This is a genomic window from Nocardioides sp. Soil796 (assembly GCF_001429525.1).
In the GTDB taxonomy this organism is placed as follows: Bacteria; Actinomycetota; Actinomycetes; order Propionibacteriales; family Nocardioidaceae; genus Nocardioides.
In genome coordinates this window covers 606,471-625,626 of the sequence record NZ_LMSQ01000019.1, presented here as the reverse complement: position 1 = coordinate 625,626, position 19,156 = coordinate 606,471, and the positions used below count along the sequence as shown (strand labels likewise).

22 protein-coding genes and 3 tRNA genes are annotated in these 19,156 nt (G+C 69.8%); 18 read left to right on the top strand and 7 right to left on the bottom strand.

Going from position 1 to position 19,156, the window contains the following annotated elements; genetic code table 11:
- Positions 1-400: 400 nt before the first annotated feature.
- From ASH02_RS20160 to ASH02_RS20145, 4 genes are read right to left on the bottom strand one after another with little or no spacing between them, the layout of a single operon-like run.
- Positions 401-1,051, bottom strand: coding sequence for a 3-oxoacid CoA-transferase subunit B (locus ASH02_RS20160; RefSeq protein ID WP_321163511.1), 651 nt, complete (start codon positions 1,049-1,051; stop codon positions 401-403).
- Position 1,052: 1 nt separating this feature from the next.
- Positions 1,053-1,835 (bottom strand): CoA transferase subunit A, encoded by a 783-nt coding sequence (locus ASH02_RS20155; protein WP_056682499.1) that lies wholly within the window; start codon positions 1,833-1,835, stop codon positions 1,053-1,055.
- Positions 1,832-2,602 carry a 3-oxoadipate enol-lactonase gene (gene pcaD, locus ASH02_RS20150; protein ID WP_056682496.1) on the bottom strand — a complete coding sequence of 257 codons (771 nt, stop codon included), beginning with the start codon at positions 2,600-2,602 and terminating at the stop codon, positions 1,832-1,834. The genes ASH02_RS20155 and pcaD overlap by 4 nt, the downstream gene beginning before the upstream one ends.
- On the bottom strand, positions 2,599-3,825 hold the full coding sequence (locus ASH02_RS20145; RefSeq protein ID WP_056682493.1) for an acetyl-CoA C-acetyltransferase: 1,227 nt from the start codon (positions 3,823-3,825) through the stop codon (positions 2,599-2,601). The genes pcaD and ASH02_RS20145 overlap by 4 nt, the downstream gene beginning before the upstream one ends.
- 79 nt (positions 3,826-3,904) lie before the next feature.
- On the opposite strand from ASH02_RS20145, the gene ASH02_RS20140 reads away from it, so the two are divergent.
- Complete coding sequence (locus ASH02_RS20140; RefSeq protein WP_056682491.1) at positions 3,905-4,804, top strand: LysR substrate-binding domain-containing protein; 900 nt, start codon at positions 3,905-3,907, stop codon at positions 4,802-4,804.
- On the opposite strand, the gene ASH02_RS20135 is transcribed toward ASH02_RS20140, so the two are convergent.
- Entirely contained in the window at positions 4,801-5,631 is an 831-nt protein-coding gene (locus ASH02_RS20135) for an IclR family transcriptional regulator domain-containing protein (RefSeq protein WP_056682488.1), read from the bottom strand. The two genes, ASH02_RS20140 and ASH02_RS20135, sit on opposite strands and share 4 nt — an antisense overlap.
- Positions 5,632-5,775: 144 nt before the next feature.
- Between ASH02_RS20135 and ASH02_RS20130 the strand changes: the two genes are divergently transcribed.
- From ASH02_RS20130 to ASH02_RS20065, 14 genes are all read left to right on the top strand, one after another.
- A complete protein-coding gene (locus ASH02_RS20130; RefSeq protein ID WP_056682485.1) occupies positions 5,776-6,336 on the top strand; it encodes a flavin reductase family protein in 561 nt (186 codons plus the stop codon).
- A gap of 86 nt (positions 6,337-6,422) precedes the next feature.
- Complete coding sequence (locus tag ASH02_RS20125; RefSeq protein ID WP_056682482.1) at positions 6,423-8,006, top strand: 4-hydroxyphenylacetate 3-hydroxylase family protein; 1,584 nt, start codon at positions 6,423-6,425, stop codon at positions 8,004-8,006.
- Between the two features lie 10 nt (positions 8,007-8,016).
- A complete protein-coding gene (gene catA / locus ASH02_RS20120; RefSeq protein ID WP_056682479.1) occupies positions 8,017-8,868 on the top strand; it encodes a catechol 1,2-dioxygenase in 852 nt (283 codons plus the stop codon).
- Between the two features lie 80 nt (positions 8,869-8,948).
- Positions 8,949-9,548 carry a hypothetical protein gene (locus tag ASH02_RS20115; protein WP_057295369.1) on the top strand — a complete coding sequence of 200 codons (600 nt, stop codon included), beginning with the start codon at positions 8,949-8,951 and terminating at the stop codon, positions 9,546-9,548.
- A 15-nt stretch (positions 9,549-9,563) separates the two neighbouring features.
- The gene (locus ASH02_RS20110; protein ID WP_235530162.1) at positions 9,564-10,163 is read left to right on the top strand and encodes a flavin reductase family protein; all 600 of its coding nucleotides are present in this window, start codon (positions 9,564-9,566) and stop codon (positions 10,161-10,163) included.
- A gap of 42 nt (positions 10,164-10,205) precedes the next feature.
- On the top strand, positions 10,206-10,556 hold the full coding sequence (locus ASH02_RS20105) for a CidA/LrgA family protein (RefSeq protein ID WP_056684983.1): 351 nt from the start codon (positions 10,206-10,208) through the stop codon (positions 10,554-10,556).
- The gene (locus ASH02_RS20100; RefSeq protein WP_200950127.1) at positions 10,553-11,260 is read left to right on the top strand and encodes an LrgB family protein; all 708 of its coding nucleotides are present in this window, start codon (positions 10,553-10,555) and stop codon (positions 11,258-11,260) included. Before ASH02_RS20105 ends, ASH02_RS20100 begins: the two co-directional genes overlap by 4 nt.
- Positions 11,261-11,288: 28 nt before the next feature.
- Entirely contained in the window at positions 11,289-12,689 is a 1,401-nt protein-coding gene (locus ASH02_RS20095; protein WP_056682469.1) for an amidase, read from the top strand.
- 64 nt (positions 12,690-12,753) lie between these two features.
- A tRNA-Thr gene (locus tag ASH02_RS20090) sits at positions 12,754-12,826 on the top strand.
- A gap of 50 nt (positions 12,827-12,876) precedes the next feature.
- Positions 12,877-12,950 (top strand) — tRNA-Met (locus tag ASH02_RS20085).
- Positions 12,951-13,013: 63 nt separating this feature from the next.
- Positions 13,014-13,184 (top strand): 50S ribosomal protein L33, encoded by a 171-nt coding sequence (rpmG, locus tag ASH02_RS20080; protein WP_056682466.1) that lies wholly within the window; start codon positions 13,014-13,016, stop codon positions 13,182-13,184.
- A gap of 110 nt (positions 13,185-13,294) precedes the next feature.
- Positions 13,295-13,696 (top strand): FAS1-like dehydratase domain-containing protein, encoded by a 402-nt coding sequence (locus ASH02_RS20075; RefSeq protein ID WP_056682463.1) that lies wholly within the window; start codon positions 13,295-13,297, stop codon positions 13,694-13,696.
- Complete coding sequence (locus ASH02_RS20070; RefSeq protein ID WP_056682460.1) at positions 13,693-14,079, top strand: MaoC/PaaZ C-terminal domain-containing protein; 387 nt, start codon at positions 13,693-13,695, stop codon at positions 14,077-14,079. The genes ASH02_RS20075 and ASH02_RS20070 overlap by 4 nt, the downstream gene beginning before the upstream one ends.
- A complete protein-coding gene (locus tag ASH02_RS20065; RefSeq protein WP_056682457.1) occupies positions 14,072-15,094 on the top strand; it encodes a UDP-N-acetylmuramate dehydrogenase in 1,023 nt (340 codons plus the stop codon). The genes ASH02_RS20070 and ASH02_RS20065 overlap by 8 nt, the downstream gene beginning before the upstream one ends.
- A 101-nt stretch (positions 15,095-15,195) precedes the next feature.
- On the opposite strand, the gene ASH02_RS20060 is transcribed toward ASH02_RS20065, so the two are convergent.
- Positions 15,196-16,236, bottom strand: a complete 1,041-nt coding sequence (locus tag ASH02_RS20060) for an adenosine deaminase (protein ID WP_056682453.1) — start codon at positions 16,234-16,236, stop codon at positions 15,196-15,198.
- Positions 16,237-16,257: 21 nt separating this feature from the next.
- A complete protein-coding gene (locus ASH02_RS20055; RefSeq protein WP_056891859.1) occupies positions 16,258-17,550 on the bottom strand; it encodes an aminotransferase in 1,293 nt (430 codons plus the stop codon).
- A 148-nt stretch (positions 17,551-17,698) separates the two neighbouring features.
- Between ASH02_RS20055 and ASH02_RS20050 the strand changes: the two genes are divergently transcribed.
- From ASH02_RS20050 to nusG, 3 genes are all read left to right on the top strand, one after another.
- A tRNA-Trp gene (locus ASH02_RS20050) sits at positions 17,699-17,771 on the top strand.
- A gap of 54 nt (positions 17,772-17,825) precedes the next feature.
- Positions 17,826-18,068: a preprotein translocase subunit SecE gene (secE, locus tag ASH02_RS20045; protein WP_056684977.1), complete on the top strand. Its 243-nt coding sequence runs from the start codon at positions 17,826-17,828 to the stop codon at positions 18,066-18,068.
- 64 nt (positions 18,069-18,132) lie between these two features.
- A complete protein-coding gene (nusG, locus tag ASH02_RS20040; protein WP_056682447.1) occupies positions 18,133-19,035 on the top strand; it encodes a transcription termination/antitermination protein NusG in 903 nt (300 codons plus the stop codon).
- Positions 19,036-19,156: the final 121 nt, after the last annotated feature.

Genomic DNA, 19,156 nt, shown 5'->3' with positions numbered 1-19,156 from the left:
TGGCGGCGTTCTCGTCGGTCGACGGCCGCTCCGCTCAAAAAGGCCGCTTTCCCTCCTCGGCCTCGCCATCGCACGCGCCGGACGGCTCTGGAGTCGCCAGGCACGCACGCTGGCTGCGTTCTCGTCGGTCGACGGCCGCTCCGCTCAAAAGGCCGCCTTCCCTCCTCGGCCTTGCCATCGCACGCACCGGACGGCTCTGGATTCGCCAGGCACGCACGCTGGCGGACCGTAGGACAGGTAAGTGGGGCAGGCGCAGGCGGCACTGAGCGTGAATCGTCCCGGTGACGCCGCCTGCTTACCTGTCGGACGGTCCCACGCGGGCCCGCTCGTGTGACCAGCCGGACCCGAAATCACCGAACCGCCCCGGAAGAACCTTCCGGGGCGGTTCGGCGTACGGCGGTCAGGCCACCAGGGGGGCGTCGGTCGCGGCCTTCGCCTGCTCGAACGTCACGCCCGGGGCCAGCTCGACGACGGTGAACGAGGCGACGTTGACGTCGAAGACGCCCAGGTCGGTGATCACGCGTTGTACGACGGCCCGGCCGGTGAGCGGCAACGTGCAGGAGGTCAGGAGTTTAGAGGACCCGTCACGCGTGGTGTGGTCCATCAGCACGATCACCTTCTTCGCGCCGTGCACCAGGTCCATCGCGCCACCCATGCCCTTGACCATCTTGCCCGGCACCATCCAGTTGGCCAGGTCGCCGGTGACCGAGACCTGCATGCCGCCGAGCACGGCGACGTCGAGGTGGGCGCCGCGGATCATCGCGAAGCTGGTCGGCGAGTCGAAGAACGACGCACCGGCCTTGACCGTGACGGTCTCCTTGCCGGCGTTGATCAGGTCGGGGTCGAGCTCGTCGGGGTAGGGATAGGGGCCGACGCCGAGGATGCCGTTCTCGGCATGCAGCACGACCGACGAGTCCGCGGGCAGGTGGCCCGGGATCAGCGTGGGCATGCCGATGCCGAGGTTGACGTACTGGCCGTCGGAGAGCTCGGCCGCGGCGCGCGCTGCCATCTCGTCGTGGCTCCAGCCGATCTTGACGGAGGTGTCGGTCATGTCAGTTGCCTTCCGGACGCGGCGTGGTGGTGGCCTTCTCGATCTGCTTGCGACTGGCCTGCTCGGGGGTCAGCTCGACCACCCGGTCGACGAAGACGCCGGGCACGTGGACGTCGTCCGGTGCGATCTCGCCGGCCTCGACGACCCTCTCGGCCTCGACGATGGTGAGCCGTCCGCTCATCGCGACGGCCGGGTTGAAGTTCTGCGCGGACTTGTTGAAGCGCAGGTTGCCGTGACGGTCGGCCACAGCGCAGCGCACCAGTGCGACGTCGGCGACGATCGACTCCTCGAGCACCATCTCGCGGCCGTGGAAGGAGCGCACCTCCTTGGGCGAGGACGCCATCGCGATCGAACCGTCGGGGTGGTAGCGCCAGGGCAGCCCGCCCTCGGCGACCGCGGTGCCGACGCCGGTCGGCGTGAAGAACGCCCCGATCCCGGCGCCACCGGCGCGCATGCGTTCGGCCAGGGTTCCCTGCGGGGTCAGCTCGACCTCGAGCTCACCGGAGAGGTACTGCCGGGCGAACTCCTTGTTCTCCCCGACGTACGACGCGATCACGCGACGGATCCGCCTGGCCTCGAGCAGCAGCCCGAGCCCGGCACCGTCGACGCCGCAGTTGTTGGAGACGATCTCGAGCTCGTCGGCGCCCTGCTCGAGCAGGGCCTCGATCAGGAACCACGGGATGCCGGCCAGGCCGAACCCGCCCACGGCGATCTGGCTGCCGGACTTGATGTCGGCCACCGCCTCGGCGGCCGAGCTGACGACCTTGTCGAGCGGGACGCTCATGAGTCTTCTCCTTGCAGGTGGGCGATGATCGCCGGGTTGACGACGGCGGGCTGCTCGTCGTTGGCGAGGTGGGCCGAGTCGGCCACCTCGAGCACGCGGCCGTCGACCACCGTCTCGGCGATCGCCTTGAGGTGGGGCGGTGGCGTGGCGGGGTCGTCGGTGCCGGCAATCGCCAGTGTGGGTGCGGTGATCGAGACCAGCTGGTCACGCAGGTCCATGCCGGCGATCGCCTCGCAGCACCCGGCGTACCCCTCGGCGCTCGCGCTCGACACCATCGCACGGGCCGCGGCCACGCGGTCGGTCTCGCAGGCCAGGAAGCCGGGGGAGTACCACCGGTCGACGACGGCCTCGGCCACGGCGGAGGCGCCGTTCGCGCGCACGGTCGCGGCACGGTCGAGCCAGTTGCTGGCCGGGCCGAGGTACGCCGAGGTGCAGAGCACCACGAGCCGGTCGATGCGGTCGGGGTTGCGGACGGCCAGGCGCATGCCGGTCATCCCGCCGAGCGAGAGGCCGACGAAGTGGACCTTCTCGAGGTCGAGCTCGTCGAGCAGGCCGATCACGTCGTCGGCCAGGTCGTCGAGGCTCGCACTGCCCTCGACGACCGGCGACCTGCCGTGGCCGCGGGTGTCGTAGCGGACCACCGTGAAGTGCTCGGCCAGGTCGTCGATGGTGCGGTCCCACATGTGCAGGTCGGCGCCGAGCGAGTTGGAGAGGACCACGGTCGGGGCGCCGGTCGGGCCCGGTGTGATCTCGTGGTGGAGGCTCATCGGACCGCCTCGAAGATCGCGGCCAGGCCCTGCCCGCCGCCGATGCACATCGTCTCGAGCCCGTACGTCGACTCGCGCCGGCGCATCTCGCGCGAGAGTGTGGCCAGGATGCGCGCCCCCGTGGCGCCCACCGGGTGGCCTAGCGAGATGCCGGAGCCGTTGACGTTGAGCCGCGGGTCGTCGGCGTCGATTCCCATCTCTGTCAGGCATCCGAGCACCTGCGCGGCGAAGGCCTCGTTGATCTCGATCAGGTCGAGGTCGGCCAGGGTGAGGCCGGCGCGGGACAGCGCGGTGGCCGTCGCGGGCACGGGGCCCATGCCCATCACCTCGGGGCCGACTCCGGCAACGGCCCAGGAGCGGAGCGTGACGAACGCGTCGAGTCCGCGGCGGTCGGCCTCCTCGCGGGTGGTCACCACGCACATCGCGGCGCCGTCGTTCTGGCCGCTGGCGTTGCCGGCAGTGACGGTCGCCGCGTCGTCGGTGCGGCCCATGATCGGGCGCAGGCCGGCCAGCGCCTCGAGGGTCGTGCCGGGGCGCGGGTGGTCGTCGACGTCGACGACAGTGTCGGGCTTGCCCCGCTTGCCGGGGATCGTGACGGGGACGATCTCGTCCTTGAACCGACCGGCTTCGTTGGCGTCGCGCCAGTTGTGCTGCGACCGGACGGCCAGTGCGTCCTGGGCCTCACGGGTGATGCCGTACTCGCGGCGTACGTTCTCGGCGGTCTCGATCATGCCGCCGGGCACGGGGTGGAGCTTGCCGCCGGCGGTGACGCGCCCTCGGGCCAGGCGCGACATCAGCTCGACGCCGTCGCCCTTGACGCCCTGGCGCAGGCCGAGCGCGTAGTGCTCGGCGCGCGACATCGACTCAGCGCCGCCGGCCACCACGATGTTCGCGGCACCGGTCGAGACCTGCATCGCGGCGTACAGCACGGCCTGCAGCCCGGAGCCGCAGCGCCGGTCGATCTGCAGGCCCGGGACGCCGGTGCCGAGTCCGGCGTCGAGGGCGGCCACCCGGCCGAGCGCCGGGGCCTCGCCGTTCGGGTAGCACTGGCCGAGCACGACGTCGTCGACGTCGCCCTCGCCGAGTCCGGTGCGGCGAGTGAGCTCGGTCAGGACGGTGGCGGCGAGGTCGTTGACGTCGACGTCGGCGAAGGCTCCGCCGAATCCGCCGACCGGCGTGCGCACGGGTTCACAGATGACGATGTCGGTTGCTGATGCAGGCATGTACCCAATCTAGGAAGGCAACGCCCCGAGTTCCATAGGTTGGGGATATCCATTCCGCAACTACTCATATGATGGGGATATGGAACTGCGTCATCTCCGCTACTTCGTCGCGGTCGCCGAGGAGCTCCACTTCGGCCGGGCCGCGGAACGCCTGCACATGGCCCAACCGCCGTTGTCGCAACAGATCCGCCAGCTCGAGGCCGAGCTCGGCGTCGCACTGTTCACCCGCACCACCCGCCAGGTCGCGTTGACCCCGGCCGGTGCCCGCTACCTCGAACGCACGCGGGCCGTCCTGGCCGCGGTCGACCAGGCCGGCGTCGAGGCTGCGCGTGTGGACGCCGGTGAGGTCGGCCGGGTCTCGATCGGCTTCATCGGCTCGGCCACCTACTCGCTCCTGCCACAGCTGGCGCGAGACCTGCGCGCTGCCCTTCCCGACATCGAGGTCGACGTCAAGGGCGAGATGCTCACGCCCGACCAGGTGCTCGCGCTGCGCGACGGCACGATCGACATCGCGCTGATGCGCACACCCGTGCCCCATGAGGACATCGAGGTGTTCGTCGTACGCCGCGAGCCGTTGGTCGTCGCGCTGCCGTCGACCCACCCGCTGGCCGAGGCCGAGTCGGTCCGGGTGCGCGACCTGCGCGACGAACCGTTCGTCACCTATCCGTCCGAGCACCGCTCGGTGCTGCACGACACCGTGCTGGCCGCCTGCCAGCGCGCCGGGTTCAGCCCGCGCAAGGCCGTGCAGGTCGCCGAGACCTCGACCCTGGTCGTCTTCGTGGCGGCAGGTCTCGGTGTGGCGCTGGTGCCGGAGTCGGTGAGTGCGCTGCAGCTGTCGGGCGTCACGTTCCGGCCGCTGACCGACAACGCCACGGTGGAGCTGGCGATCGGCTGGCACCCCGAGCGTCGTACGCCGGCCGTCGACCGGGTGCTGGAGCAGCTGCGCATCTCCCTGGCCGACGACCCGAAGTCCACCTAGAAGAACCCGTCCCGCCGGCCGGAGGTGAGCCGGTTCCGTACGTCGCCCGCGGCGGCGTAGTCGGACTCGATCGCCGCGGCGATCTCGATGAGGTGCGGAACCGCTTCCGACTCCACCTCGGCCGCCGTGTGTCGCACCCGCGAGGTGGAGTAGGCCAGGGCGGCCACGACCTCGCCCGTGGGTGCGCGCAGTGGCACCGCCGCCGACAGGAACCCGATCTCGAGCTCGCTGTCGACCACCGCGTAGCCCTTCGTGCGCACGTCGTGAAGCACGTCGCGGAACTCGACGGGGTCGGTGACCGTGTGCGGCGTCAGTGCCTCCAGGCGCTGGCCCTCGACCGCCTCGCCGACGACGGACGGGTCGGCCCAGGCCAGCAGTACGCGGCCCATCGAGGTGGCGTGCAGGGGCAGGCGGGTGCCGATCTCGACGTTCAGGCCCATGATCCGGTGCACGTGCACCCGTCCGACGCACACCGCCGAGGTGCCGTCGAGCTGGCTCAACGAGGAGGACTCGTGGGTCAGCTCGGTCAACCGCTGCAGGTGCGGCTGGGCGACCTTCACGATGTCGTGCGTCGCGGCGAAGTGCGCCCCGATCATCAGGACGCGCGGGGTCAACGTCCACCGGCTCCCCAAGCCGCGTACGTAGCCGAGGCGTTGCAGGGTCAGCAGGATCCGGCGTACGGCCGGGCGTGACAGACCGGTCCGGTCGGCGATCTCGGTCGCCGAGGGGGTCGGTGCGTCCTCGTCGAAGGCGAGCAGGACCGTGAAGCCGCGCTCGATGCTCTGGATGAAATCGCGGTCGGTTCCCGCCTCGTCCGGCTGATTCATAGGTGCAGCCTCCCAATCCTGCCCAAATGGGTATCGCAACGGGTGGTTCCACCCGTTGACGTAGCACTGTGACGTGAGCCACTGTCTAGTGAACGCAAAGCGTGCAAGTCGTACGCACAGCGTACACCACTGGAGGTGAACGAGATGGATCCCCGTCAGCTCAGGGATGCCTTCGGACAGTTCGCGACCGGCGTCACGGTCGTCACGTGCACCAACGGGGACGGCGAACCGCACGGGGCCACTGTCAACGCCTTCACCGCGGTCTCGCTCGACCCGCCGCTGGCCCAGGTCACGCTCGGGCGCAACTCGAAGGCCTGCGAGTACCTCTCGGACAAGCCGTTCGCGATCAACGTCCTCGCCGCCGACCAGCTCGACGTGGCCTGGCACTTCGCCGGCCGCCCGGCCGCCGACGCGCCGGCCTGGGTCGAGGGCCCGACCGCACCCGTGCTGGAGGGCACCGCCACGACGATCTCGTGCCGGGCCTGGCGCACGTACGACGGCGGCGACCACCTGATCGTCATCGGCGAGGTCGAGTCGGTGGAGATCCCCGGCCGCGACCCGCTGCTGTTCCACGCGGGCACGTTCCGCCACCTCAGCCCGCTCGAGACCGGCGTCCACTGGGACGGCTCGATCGACAACCCCGCCCACGGCTGGTTCGACTCCACGGCCTGCTTCACCCCGTTGCCCGAGGCGACGCGGGTCTGACCGCTCCACTGCACCCGACACAGCGCACCCCCAACCGCACCCCCAACCGCACCCCGCACAGCGCACAACCACTGAAGGGAAACACCATGACCGCCACCCAGGACCGCCAGCTCAGCACCGTCACCGAAGGGCTCAACGACGTCCGCCCGATGACCGGTGACGAGTACATCGAGTCGATCCGCGACGACCGCGAGATCTGGATCTACGGAGAACGCGTCAAGGACGTCACCGAGCACCCGGCGTTCCGCAACCCGGTCCGGATGACCGCGCGGCTCTACGACGCGCTCCACGAGGACGCGGTCACGGGTGCCGGCGTACTCACCGTGCCGACCGACACCGGCAACGGCGGCTTCACGCACCCGTTCTTCCGGGCGCCGCACAGCTCGGCCGACCTGGTCAAGGACAAGAACGCGATCGAGGCGTGGGCCCGGCAGACCTGGGGCTGGATGGGCCGCAGCCCCGACTACAAGGCGAGCTTCCTCGGGACGCTCGGCGGAAACACCGAGTTCTACGCACCCTTCGAGGACAACGCGAAGCGTTGGTACAAGGAGAGCCAGGAGCGGCTCACCTACTGGAACCACGCGATCATCAACCCGCCGGTCGACCGCGACCTGCCGCCCGACGAGGCCGGCGAGGTCTTCATGCGGGTCGAGAAGGAGACCGACGCGGGCGTCATCGTTTCCGGCGCCAAGGTGGTGGCCACGGGTTCGGCGATCACCAACTACAACTTCATCGCGCACTACGGCCTCCCGATCAAGAAGAAGGAGTACGCGATCGTCTGCACCGTCCCGATGGACGCGCCGGGCGTGAAGCTGATCTGCCGTCCGTCGTACACGATGGCCGCCGACGTGATGGGCAGCCCGTTCGACTACCCGCTCTCGAGCCGCATGGACGAGAACGACACCATCTTCGTCTTCGACAAGGTGCTGGTGCCGTGGGAGAACATCTTCGTCTACGGCGACGTGGAGAAGATCAACGGCTTCTTCCCGCAGTCCGGCTTCATCCCGCGGTTCACGTTCCACGGCTGCATCCGCCTCTCCGTGAAGCTCGACTTCATCGCCGGCCTGCTGCTCAAGGCCCTCGAGGCGACCGGTGCCAAGGACTTCCGCGGCGTCCAGACCCGGGTCGGTGAGGTGATCGGCTACCGCAACGCGTTCCGGGCCCTGGCCGACGCGATGGCGCTGAACCCCGACGAGGGCCCCAACGGCACGGTGCTCCCGAAGCTCGACTACGGGCTGGTCTACCGCCAGCTGATGATCGAGGCCTACCCGCGGGTGAAGGAGATCATCATGCAGGACGTCGCGTCCGGTCTGATCTACCTGAACTCCAGCTCGATCGACTTCAAGACCCCGGAGGTCCGGCCCTACCTCGACAAGTACGTCCGCGGCTCCAACGGCTACGACGCGGTCGACCGGGTCAAGGTGATGAAGGCGCTGTGGGACGCCGTCGGCACCGAGTTCGGTGGCCGCCACGAGCTCTACGAGCGCAACTACTCCGGCAACCACGAGAACGTGAAGGCCGAGATCCTCTTCGCCGCCGAGGCCCAGGGGGAGACCGACGCGATGAAGGGCTTCGCCGAGTCGATGATGGCGGAGTACGACCTCGACGGCTGGACGGTTCCGGACCTGGTCAACCCCACCGACGTCAACCGCATCCTGAACCGGAAATGAGGAACGACAGATGAGCACTCTCCAGGACTCACCCACGGCTGCCGGGTCCGGCGCCAACGCCAGCGAGAACTTCAAGGCCTCGGCCGCTGCCCACGACGTCGCCGACACCCCGCCCGAGCGGGTCGCCGCGATCGTCACCGCCGTGCTCAAGGGCGTCCACGACGCCATCGCCGAGTACGACGTCAGCTACCCGGAGTTCCAGGCCGCCAAGGCCTGGCTGATGGAGGTCGGCGACGGAGGCGAGTGGCCGCTGTTCATGGACGTGTTCGTCGAGCACGCTGTGGAGGAGCAGGTCGCGAAGTCCCAGCAGGGCACCAAGGGATCCATCCTCGGCCCCTACTACCTGCCCGACCAGGTGAGGCTGCCCGCCAAGGCGGAGCTGCCGCGCCGCGACGACGAGAAGGGCACGCCTCTCGTCCTCACCGGCCAGGTCCGTGACCTCGACGGGACGCCGCTGGCCGGCGCCGAGGTCGACCTGTGGCACGCCGACTCCGACGGCTACTACGCCGGCTTCGCGCCGCACGTCCCCGACGGCAACCTGCGGGGCGTCTTCGTCACCGATGACGAGGGCCGGTTCGAGATCAGCACCATCCAGCCGGCGCCGTACCAGATCCCGACGGACGGGCCCACCGGCAAGATGATCGAGGTCGCGGGCTGGCACCCGTGGCGTCCCGCCCACCTGCACGTCCAGGTGCGGGCCGAGGGGCACCGCACGATCACGACGCAGCTCTACTTCGCCGGTGGCGAGTGGCTCGACTCGGACGTGGCCGAGGCCACCAAGCCCGAGCTGGTCCTGGACCCGCAGGCCGACGACAACGGCGTCAACCGCGAGAGCTACGACTTCGTCCTCGAGCGCGGCTGAGCCGACCACAGACACCCGCGGGGCCGCGCTCCACCCCGCCCGGCCCCGCGGGTATCCAGACTTCGATGAAGGTGAGCACGATGAGCGGTCACGTATGGCACGACTGGCCCTCCCGGGACGAGATCGACCCGCACGGCTCGGTCGTCACGATGGGCGTCTTCGACGGGTTCCACCGCGGCCACCAGGCACTTGCCCGGCGCGCGGTCGGGCACGGCGCCCGGCTGCGACTGCCGACGCTCCTCGTCACCTTCGACCCGCATCCCATGCTGGTCACCTGCCCGGAGCGAGCGCCGCGGGCGCTGCTCGACGTCGACGACCGGGTCGACCTGGCCTTGGCGCACGGTGTCGACGGCGTCGTCGTGCTCCCGTTCACCAAGGCCACGGCCGCCACACCGGCAGAGAGCTTCGTCGCCGACGGGCTCGTGGCCCGGCTCGGGGTGCGCTCACTCGTGGTCGGCAGCAACTTCAAGTGCGGCCGGGCCGGCGCCGGCGACGTCGACTACCTGCGCGCCGCCGGTGCCTGGCACGGCTTCCGGGTCGATGCGCTCGACCTCGTCCGGGTCGGCGAACGCACCTGCTCCTCCACCGAGGTACGCCGACTGCTCGCCGACGGCGACGTGGACGCGGCGGCACAGCTGCTCGGGAGGCGCGACCCGCGTCTTTCGGCCGTCGCGGTCTGAGCAATGCTGGCTCCCGTGAACCCACGCCGCGTCTTCGCCGTCGACGACCCCGACGTCAACCCCTACCGACTGCTGACAGCGCTCGTCGTACCCCGCCCGATCGCATGGGTGTCCACGCTCTCCGGTGACGGCGTCGTCAACCTGGCCCCGCACTCCTTCTTCACCGTCTCCAGCAACCGGCCACCGGTCGTGCAGTTCACCTCGGTCGGCGTCAAGGACACGCTGCGCAACGTGCTGGCGACCGGTGAATTCGTGGTGAACCTGGCCGGTCTGCCGCAGATGGACGCGGTCAACCAGACCAGCGCTCCCTACGAGGCCGGTGTCGACGAGGCCGCCGCGCTGGGCATCGCGATGGAGCCCAGCGAGCTGGTCGCGCCGCCCCGGGTCAGCGACGCACCGGCCTCGATCGAGTGCGTCCTGCACACCACGATCGAGGTCGGCACGTGCACCCTGGTGCTCGGCCGGGTCGTCGCCGTCACGGTCCGCGACGAGGCCATGGTCGACGGCTCACCATCGATGTCCCGACTGCAGCCCGTGTCGCGACTGGGTGGCGCCGAATGGGGCCTTCCGCCCGAGGTCGTCGCACTCGAGAGGCCCCTGCAGCCGCCCCCGTAGCGACCCCCGTGTGACCCGGATCTCGCGCGTAGGGTGACCGCCGTGCTCAACGGAATGATGTGGTTGCTCGGCTGCCAGCTGGTCGGCGAGGTGATGGTGCGCTCACTCGACCTGCCGGTGCCCGGTCCGGTCATCGGCATGGTGATCCTCTTCGGGCTGCTGCAGTGGCGACGCCCCGACACGGGCGCCGGCCTGCTGCGTGTCTCTGACCGCGTGCTGAGGCACCTGCAACTGCTGTTCATCCCGCCGGGCGTCGGCATCGTGGCCTACCTCGGCGCGGTGCGTGAGGACGCGCTGCCGATCACCGGCGCGCTGCTGGTCTCGTGGCTGGCCGGCCTGGTCGCGGTCGGCGTCCTCGTCGCACTGCTCACCCGTCGCAGGAGTGCGGCATGAGCGAGGCGATGGACTACCTGCGCTCCTCGCCGCTGACGGGCGTCGTCCTCACCCTGGCCGCCTACCGCGGCGGGCTCGAGGTGAAGCGCCTGTCCCGGAACCACCCGCTCGCCCAGCCCGTGCTGGTGGCCATCGCGATCGTCGGTGTGGCCATGTGGCTCCTCGACATCGAGTACGACGAGTACCTGGTCGGTGGATCGGTCATCGCGTTCTTCCTGGGCCCGGCCACGGTGGCGCTCGCCGTACCGCTGCACCGCGAGGCGCACCACCTCAAGGAGCTCGCGGTGCCGATGCTGGTCGCCATCCCGGTCGGCGCGTTCGTCTCCATCAGCACTGGCGTCCTCATGGTCCGCGTGCTCGGCGGCGGCGACGTGCTCGAGCGCACGATGGCTCCCAAGTCGGCGACCACCCCGATCGCGATCGCGGTCGCCGATCACGTCGCAGGCAACCCGTCGATGGTCGCGGTGTTCACCATCGTGGTCGGCATGCTCGGTGCCGTCCTCGGGCCCACCGTGCTGACCCTGCTCCACATCCGTGACCGCCGCGCCCGTGGGCTGGCGTTGGGCGCGGCCTCCCATGGCATCGGCACCTCGCGTGCCCTGCACGAGGACCCGACCGAGGGAGCCTTCGCCGGGCTCTCGATGGGCCTGACCGCCCTGGCCACCAGTCTTCTCGTCCCGTTGGTGATCCACCTCCTGGGATGACCCGCAACCGGGCGGTAACTTGTGGCTCATGACACGTGTGCACTCGTTCAGCGATGACGCCCTCGGCGACCTCGACGCCGTCGGACTGGTGGAGGAGATCCAGTCCGGCCGGGTGAGCGTCCCGGAGGTGGTCGACGCCGCCATCGCCCGGATCGAGAAGGTCAACCCGGCGGTCAACGGCCTCGCCTACACCGCCTTCGACACCGCCCGCCTGGAGGCGAAGGACCCGCACGGCGGCTTCTTCTGCGGGGTACCGACCCTGGTCAAGGACAACTGCGACGTCGCGGGTATGCCGACCCACCAGGGCGCGGACGCGTACGCCGGACGCGAGAAGAAGTCCGACGGCGACTTCGCCCGCATGTTCCGCGCCACCGGCGTGATCCCGCTCGGCAAGTCGCAGCTGTCCGAGTGGGGTTTCAGCGCGGTCGCCGAGCACCCGCGCCTGGGCGCCGTACGCAGCCCCTGGGACACCGGCCGCACCGCCGGGGCCTCCTCGGCCGGTGCCGCCGCGTTCGTGGCTGCCGGAGCACTGCCGATCGCGCACGCCAACGACGGCGGCGGCTCGATCCGCATCCCGGCATCGGTGAACGGCCTGGTCGGCATGAAGCCGACCCGCAACCGGATCGCCCAGGACAAGATGATGCGCGACATGCCGGTGCGCATCGTCGCCGACGGCGTCGTCACCCGTTCGGTCCGCGACTCGGCGGCGTTCTACCGCGAGGCCGAGAAGGTCTACCGCAACCTCAAGCTCGCCCCGATCGGCGACATCACCCACCCCGGCCGCAAGCGGCTGCGGATCGCGGTCGCCACCGACTCGGTCGGACGCTCCGCGACCCCCGAGGTGGCCGAGCTGACCCTGAAGACGGCCGCCCTCCTCGAGGAGCTGGGCCACCAGGTCGAGCAGATCACACCACCCGTGCCGGACTCGTTCCCCGACGACTTCCTGCTCTACTGGTCGCTGCTGAGCATGTTCGTGCTGCGCACCGGCCGGGCGACGTACGGCCGCACCTGGGACCCGTCGAAGCTCGACAACCTCACCCTCGGACTTGCCCGACACTGCACGCGCAACCTCCACAGGCTGCCCCTCGCGACCGCGCGCATCGCCGCGTCGAAGCGCATCTCGGCCCGGTTCTTCCGCGACTACGACGTGGTGCTGACCCCGACCCTGGCCCACGAGACGCCCAAAGTCGGGCACCTCGACCCGACACAGGAGTTCGACGAGATCATGGAGAAGCTGCTCGACTGGGTGGCCTTCACGCCACTGCAGAACGCCACCGGAGAACCGGCGATCTCGCTGCCCCTGGCGACCACGTCAGCGGGCCTTCCGCAGGGCATGATGTTCGGCGCGGAATGGGGTCGCGAGGCCACCTTGCTGGAGCTCGCCTACGAGCTCGAGGAGGCCCGTCCGTTCGCCCGGATCACGGTGTGATCCAGGCCTCTCCCACCCGATTTCCTCTTCGCCGTTCGGTCTGTGTATTCTTCACTGTCGCTGCGCCCCTTTAGCTCAGTCGGCAGAGCGTCTCCATGGTAAGGAGAAGGTCTACGGTTCGATTCCGTAAAGGGGCTCTGGGTGTGGGGTCCCGCCGGTTTGCGCCGGCGGGACACCCCGTCCCCGTGGCGGGGTAGCTCAGGTGGTTAGAGCACACGACTCATAATCGTGGTGTCGCGGGTTCGAGTCCCGCTCCCGCTACTCGACAGAACGACCGGCAACACCAGCAACACCCTGCAGTACCTATCCAGCGAAGGACTTCCCGTGGCCAGCAAGAGCTCTGACGTTCGCCCCAAGATCACGCTTGCCTGCGTGGACTGCAAGGAGCGCAACTACATCACCAAGAAGAACCGTCGGAACGACCCCGACCGCATGGAGATGAAGAAGTTCTGCCCGCGCTGCCGCACCCACACTGCGCACCGCGAGACCCGCTGAACAAGTCTCCACACACGTCCGTCGAGGACGACACCCGTCATGGGTGTCGTCCTCGACGCCATTTCACGGCCCACACGCGGCGCGTGGAATCGAATGGATAGGTTGAACCCATGCCGATCGACCAGACCCTGGTGGGGCGCGAGTTCCCGCCGACGGAGCCGTACGCCGTCACCGCCGTCAAGCTGCGTGAGTTCGCCGAGGCGACCGGGGCGCCGTACGACGAACGCATCGCACCGCCCACGTTCCCGATCATCGTGGCCTTCCACGCGATGAACGGATTCCTCGCCGACGTGCAGGTCGACCTCTTCCGCATCGTGCACGGCGAGCAGCGGTTCGCCTACGAGCGCGCCGTGCAGGCCGGTGACGTGCTCACTGCGAGCCTGACCGTCGACACGCTGCGCCAGATCGGCGGCAACGACATCATCGGCACCTCGAGCCGCATCACCGACGCCGACGGCGCCCTGGTCTGCACGACCAAGGCGACGTTGATCCACCGTGGGGAGGACGCATGAGCGAGTTCGCCGACCGCGAGTTCCGGGTGACCCGTGCCGACCTGGTGCGCTATGCCGGAGCCAGCGGAGACTTCAACCCGATCCACTGGAGCGAGCGGGTGGCCACGTCGGTCGGGCTGCCCGGCGTGATCGCCCACGGCATGTTCACGATGGCCCTGGCCGCCCGTGCGGTCGAGGAGTGGGCCGGCGGCCCCGGCAGGGTCGTCGAGTTCGGCTGCAAGTTCACCAAGCCGGTCGTGGTCCCCGATGACGACGAGGGCGTGGTGGTCCGCGTCGCCGGCCGGGTGACCGGCGAGGCCGACGGGCTCATCTCTCTCGCGCTCGAGGTCACCTGCGGCGACGACAAGGTGCTCGGGGCGCCCAAGGCAGTCATTCGTGCCTGACCGCCTGGCCGACCTGACCACCCTGCACCTGGGCGGCCCCGCGGCCACGCTGGTCGAGGCGACCACCGAGGACGAGCTGGTGGCCGCGGTCAGTGACGCCGATGGACGCGGCGAACCGTTGCTGCTGGTCGCCGGCGGCAGCAACCTGGTCGTCTCGGACGACGGCTTCCCCGGCACCGCGGTCCGCATCGCGACCCGTGGCATCACGACCGAGCCGACCTCTGACGGCGTCACCGTCACGGTCGCCGCCGGCGAGGTGTGGGACGACCTCGTTGCCCGCGCCGTGACCAGCGGCTGGGTGGGCGTCGAAGCACTCTCCGGCATCCCGGGCTCCGTGGGCGCCACCCCGATCCAGAACGTCGGCGCCTACGGCCAGGAGGTCTCCGAGACCATCGTCTCCGTCCGCGTCTGGGACCGCACCCTGCGCGGCGTACGCACCTTCACGAACGCAGACTGCGGCTTCGGCTACCGGCACAGCCGCTTCAAGGCCGACCCGGGCCGCCATGTCGTGCTCGAGGTGACCTTCCAGTTCCCCTGCGGCGACCTCGGTGCCCCGGTGAAGTACGCCGAGCTGGCCCGCACCCTCGGTGTCGAGCAGGGTGAGCGGGCACCCTTGGCCGACGTACGCCGGACGGTGCTGGGCCTGCGCGCCGGCAAGGGCATGGTGCTCGACGCCGCCGACCACGACACGTGGAGCGCCGGGTCGTTCTTCACGAACCCGTTCCTCACCCCCGAGCAGGCGCAATCGCTCCCCGAGGGGGCGCCGCTGTTCCCGCAGCCCGACGGCACCGTGAAGTCGAGCGCCGCCTGGCTGATCGAGCGCGCCGGGTTCACCAAGGGCCACGGCAACGAGCGGGTCAGCCTCTCCACGAAGCACACCCTGGCCCTGACCAACCGCGGTCGCGCGACCACCGACGACCTGCTGGCGCTGGCCCGGGAGGTCCGCGACGGTGTCGAGGCCCGCTTCGGCATCCGCCTGGTCAACGAACCCGTGATGGTCGGCTGTTCGCTCTAGTCGGCGTCAGCGGACCGTAGGACAGGTGAGCAGTGTCGCTGGTGATCGGCTGAGCGCACGCCTGGGCCGGGCAAGTCCCACTTACCTGTCCTGTGGTCCGGTCACTGCACTCCTTGGTCCGGTTTCTCCAGCCAGGCGTCGATGTCGGCCATCGCGGTGGCGACGAGGTCGGACGGCGCCCGTGAGGCCCGGAACGACATGCGCGCCAGCTCGGCCAGCCGGGCGTCGGTGAGGTCGTGGGCGGCGCGCATCGTGGCGTACTGGCCCTCGAGCTGGGAGCCGAACAGCAGCGGGTCGTCAGCGCCCAGCGCGATGGTGGCCCCGGCGTCCATCAGCTGGGGGAGCGGCACCGACGTGAGGTCGGAGTAGACGCCCAGCGCCACGTTGGAGACCGGGCACATCTCGAGGGCGATGCCCTGCTGCACCACGCGATCGAGCAACGCCGGGTCCTCACCGACCCGCACCCCGTGGCCGAGCCGGTTCGCGTGCAGGTGGTCGAGGCAGAGCCTGATGTTGTCGGGCCCGCGCAGCTCGCCGCCGTGCGGGGCCAGCAGGAGCCCGGCCCGCTCGGCGATGGCGAAGGCCGGCGCGAAGTCTGCGGTGGTGCCCCGCCGTTCGTCGTTGGAGAGCCCGAAGCCGACCACGCCCCGGTCGACGTACTGCGCCGCGAGCCGGGCGAGGGTGCGCGCATCGAGCGGGTGCCGGGTGCGGTTGGCCGCGATCACCACGGCGATGCCCAGGCCCGTGCGTGCCGAGGCGTCGCGGACGCAGTCGAGGACCAGGTCGGTGAACGCGGTGACGCCGCCGAACTTCGCGGCGTACCCGCTGGGATCGACCTGGATCTCGAGCCAGCGTCCGCCGTCGCGGACGTCGTCCTCGGCCGCCTCGCGCACCAGCCGTCGTACGTCGTCGGGCGTGCGCAGCACCGACCGCGCCACGTCGTAGAGCCGCTGGAAGCGGAACCAGCCCTTCTCGTCGGCCGCGGACAGCTGCGGCGGCCACTCCTCGACCAGCGAGTCGGGGAGCGCGACGCCGTCCCGCTCGGCGAGCTCGAGCAGCGTGGCGTGCCGCATCGATCCGGTGAAGTGCAGGTGGAGGTGCGCCTTGGGCAGGCTGGTCAGGTCGCGCCTCGGATCACGCATGCGGGCAGGCTACAAGGAGGCTCAGTCGGCGAGCTTCTCCGCGGCGGCCAGCAAGGCGCAGGTGGCCACGCCGTCCATCGCCGCGGCGACGTCGGCCAGCTCCGGGAAGGTCGGCGCCAGCCGGATGTTGCGGTCGCGCGGGTCGTCGCCGTGCGGGAACGAGGAGCCGGCGGGGGTCAGCGCGATGCCGGCCTCCTTGGCCAGGGCGATCACCCGGGACGCGGTGCCGTCCATGACGTCGAGGTTGACGAAGTAGCCGCCGGCGGGCTTGGTCCAGGTGGCCACACCCAGGCCGCCGAGGCGCTCGGAGAGCACCCGCTCCACCTCCGCGAACTTCGGGGCGATGATCTCGCGGTGCTTGGCCATGTGGTCGCGCACGCCCTGCGGCGAGCCGAAGAACTGTGCGTGGCGCAGCTGGTTGAGCTTGTCGGGCCCGATGGCGCCCTTGCCGAGGTGCGTGGTGTACCACTTCACGGTCTCGACCGACCCGGCCAGGAACGCGACGCCGGCGCCGGCGAAGGTGATCTTCGAGGTCGAGGCGAACATGATCGGGCGGTGCGGGTTGCCGGCCGCGCTGGCCAGGGTGAGGATGTCCGCGCTCTTGGCCTCGTCCTCGGTCAGGTGGTGGAACGCGTAGGCGTTGTCCCAGAAGATCTTGAAGTCGGGAGCCGCGGTCGGCATGGAGGCGAGTCGGGCCGCCACTTCCTGGCTGGCGATCGAGCCGCTCGGGTTGGCGTACGTCGGCACGATCCAGATGCCCTTGATGCTGGGGTCGTCGGCGACCAGTGCGGCCACCGCCTCGGCGTCGGGGCCGTCCTCGTTCATCGGCACGGTGACCGTGTCGATGCCGAACCAGTCGAGCAGGGTGAAGTGGCGGTCGTAGCCGGGCACGGGACAGATGAAGGTGACCTTCTCCTCCGCACCCCACGGCCGCTCACTGTCGACACCGCCCTTGAGCCACAGGTCGGTGAGGACCTCGCGCATCATGACGAGGCTGGAGTTGCCGCCGGCGACGACCTGCTCGGGCTCCACCCACAGCAGTTCGGCGAACATCGCGCGCAGTTCGGAGATGCCGGCCAGTCCGCCGTAGTTGCGGGTGTCGACGCCGTCGGCGTCCTTCACGCCGTGGGGCAGCGAGAGCAGTCCGTCGGACAGGTCGAGCTGCGCCGGGGCCGGCTTGCCGCGCGTGAGGTCGAGCTTCAGGCCGCCGGCCTTGAGCGCTTCGTACGTCGCGCGCTGTTCGTCGAGGAACGTTGCGATCTGCTCGGGGGAGCGCTCCGCGAGGGGCTGGACGGTCTGGTTCGCCTCGGTCATGGCCCCATGTTTTCACGCGGGAGGGGATGGGGTTGATGCGCACCCGGTTTGGACGCCACCTTGGTGTTCCCCGTAGACTCCCATTTTGGTGATCCCACCCATGCTCAGCCATGCCGCGAAGTCGGCGGGCGAGGCCTGGGCCCACCGGAGGGCACTAGCTCAACTGGCAGAGCATCGGTCTCCAAAACCGAAGGTTGGGGGTTCAAGTCCCTCGTGCCCTGCAACATCAAGCAGCACCGAACAATCGAACAGACAGCAATCGGAAGGTGGAGGACGTGGCGGACAGCGACGCAGTTCGCGGCTCGGGCGACGAGAACGAGCGCACCGGACCAGTCACGTTCGTGCGCCAAGCCATCGCCGAGCTGCGCAAGGTCGTCTGGCCGACCCAGGAGCAGCTGGTCACGTACTTCATCGTGGTCATGGTCTTCGTGATCGCGCTGATGACGCTGGTGTCGCTGCTGGATCTCGGATTCGGCAAGTTGATCTTCGAGATCCTCGCGACCAACACCAAGGAATAGCGCCGCCCCCGGCCCGCCCTGACCTGTCGGGCGGCCCCGCCGGGCACGCACCACGCACTACGAAATGACGGAGCATCACGTGTCGGAGCAGTACGACGAAGCAGCGGTCGACGAGACCGTTGAGCAGGTCGAGGTCATCGACGACGGCGAGGGCGACCTCGAGGTCGAGGCAACCGCCGACACCGAGGCCGAGGCCGAGGTTCTCGCCGAGGACGCCGTCGAGGCCGAGTCCGAGGTCGACGCCGAGGCAGATGCCGAAGCCGCCTTCGAGGGCCAGGCCGACGAGGACGCAGTCGAAGAGGACGCCACCGAAGAGGACGCAGTCGACGAGGACCCCCTCGAGGAGTTCCGCCGCGCGCTCTGGGCCAAGCCCGGCGACTGGTACGTCGTCCACACCTACTCCGGCATGGAGAACAGGGTGAAGGCGAACCTCGAGAACCGCATCATCTCCCTCAACATGGAGGACTACATCCACGAGATCGTGGTCCCCATCGAGGAGGTTGCCGAGATCAAGAACGGCCAGCGCAAGCTGGTCAAGCGCACCGTGCTCCCCGGCTACGTCCTGGTCCGCATGGACCTCACCGACGAGTCCTGGTCGACCGTGCGCCACACGCCGTCCGTCACCGGCTTCGTCGGCCACAGCCACCAGCCGGTCCCGCTGAGCATGGCCGAGGTCGAGAGCATGCTGGCCCCGGCCGTCGTCGCTGCCGCCGAGGCCGAGGCCGCCGCGGCCGAGTCCGGTGGGGGCACCCCGAAGGCCGGCAGCACCGCTGCTTCCCGCAAGCCCGTCGAGGTCGCCGACTTCGACGTCAGCGACTCCGTGATGGTGGTCGACGGCCCGTTCGCCACGCTGCACGCGACGATCACCGAGATCAACGCCGAGTCCCAGCGGGTCAAGGCGCTCGTCGAGATCTTCGGCCGCGAGACCCCCGTCGAGCTCTCCTTCTCCCAGATTCAGCGCGTCTGACCGGCGGAGCCGGTCAGAACCGCGCTGAGGTCGAGCGAGCGGCCGGCTGAGGAACGAAGTCGGCACTGCGGGTCGAGACCCGGTGAGAGGCGCAGGGCAGGAACCAAGGTTTCGGTCTGGT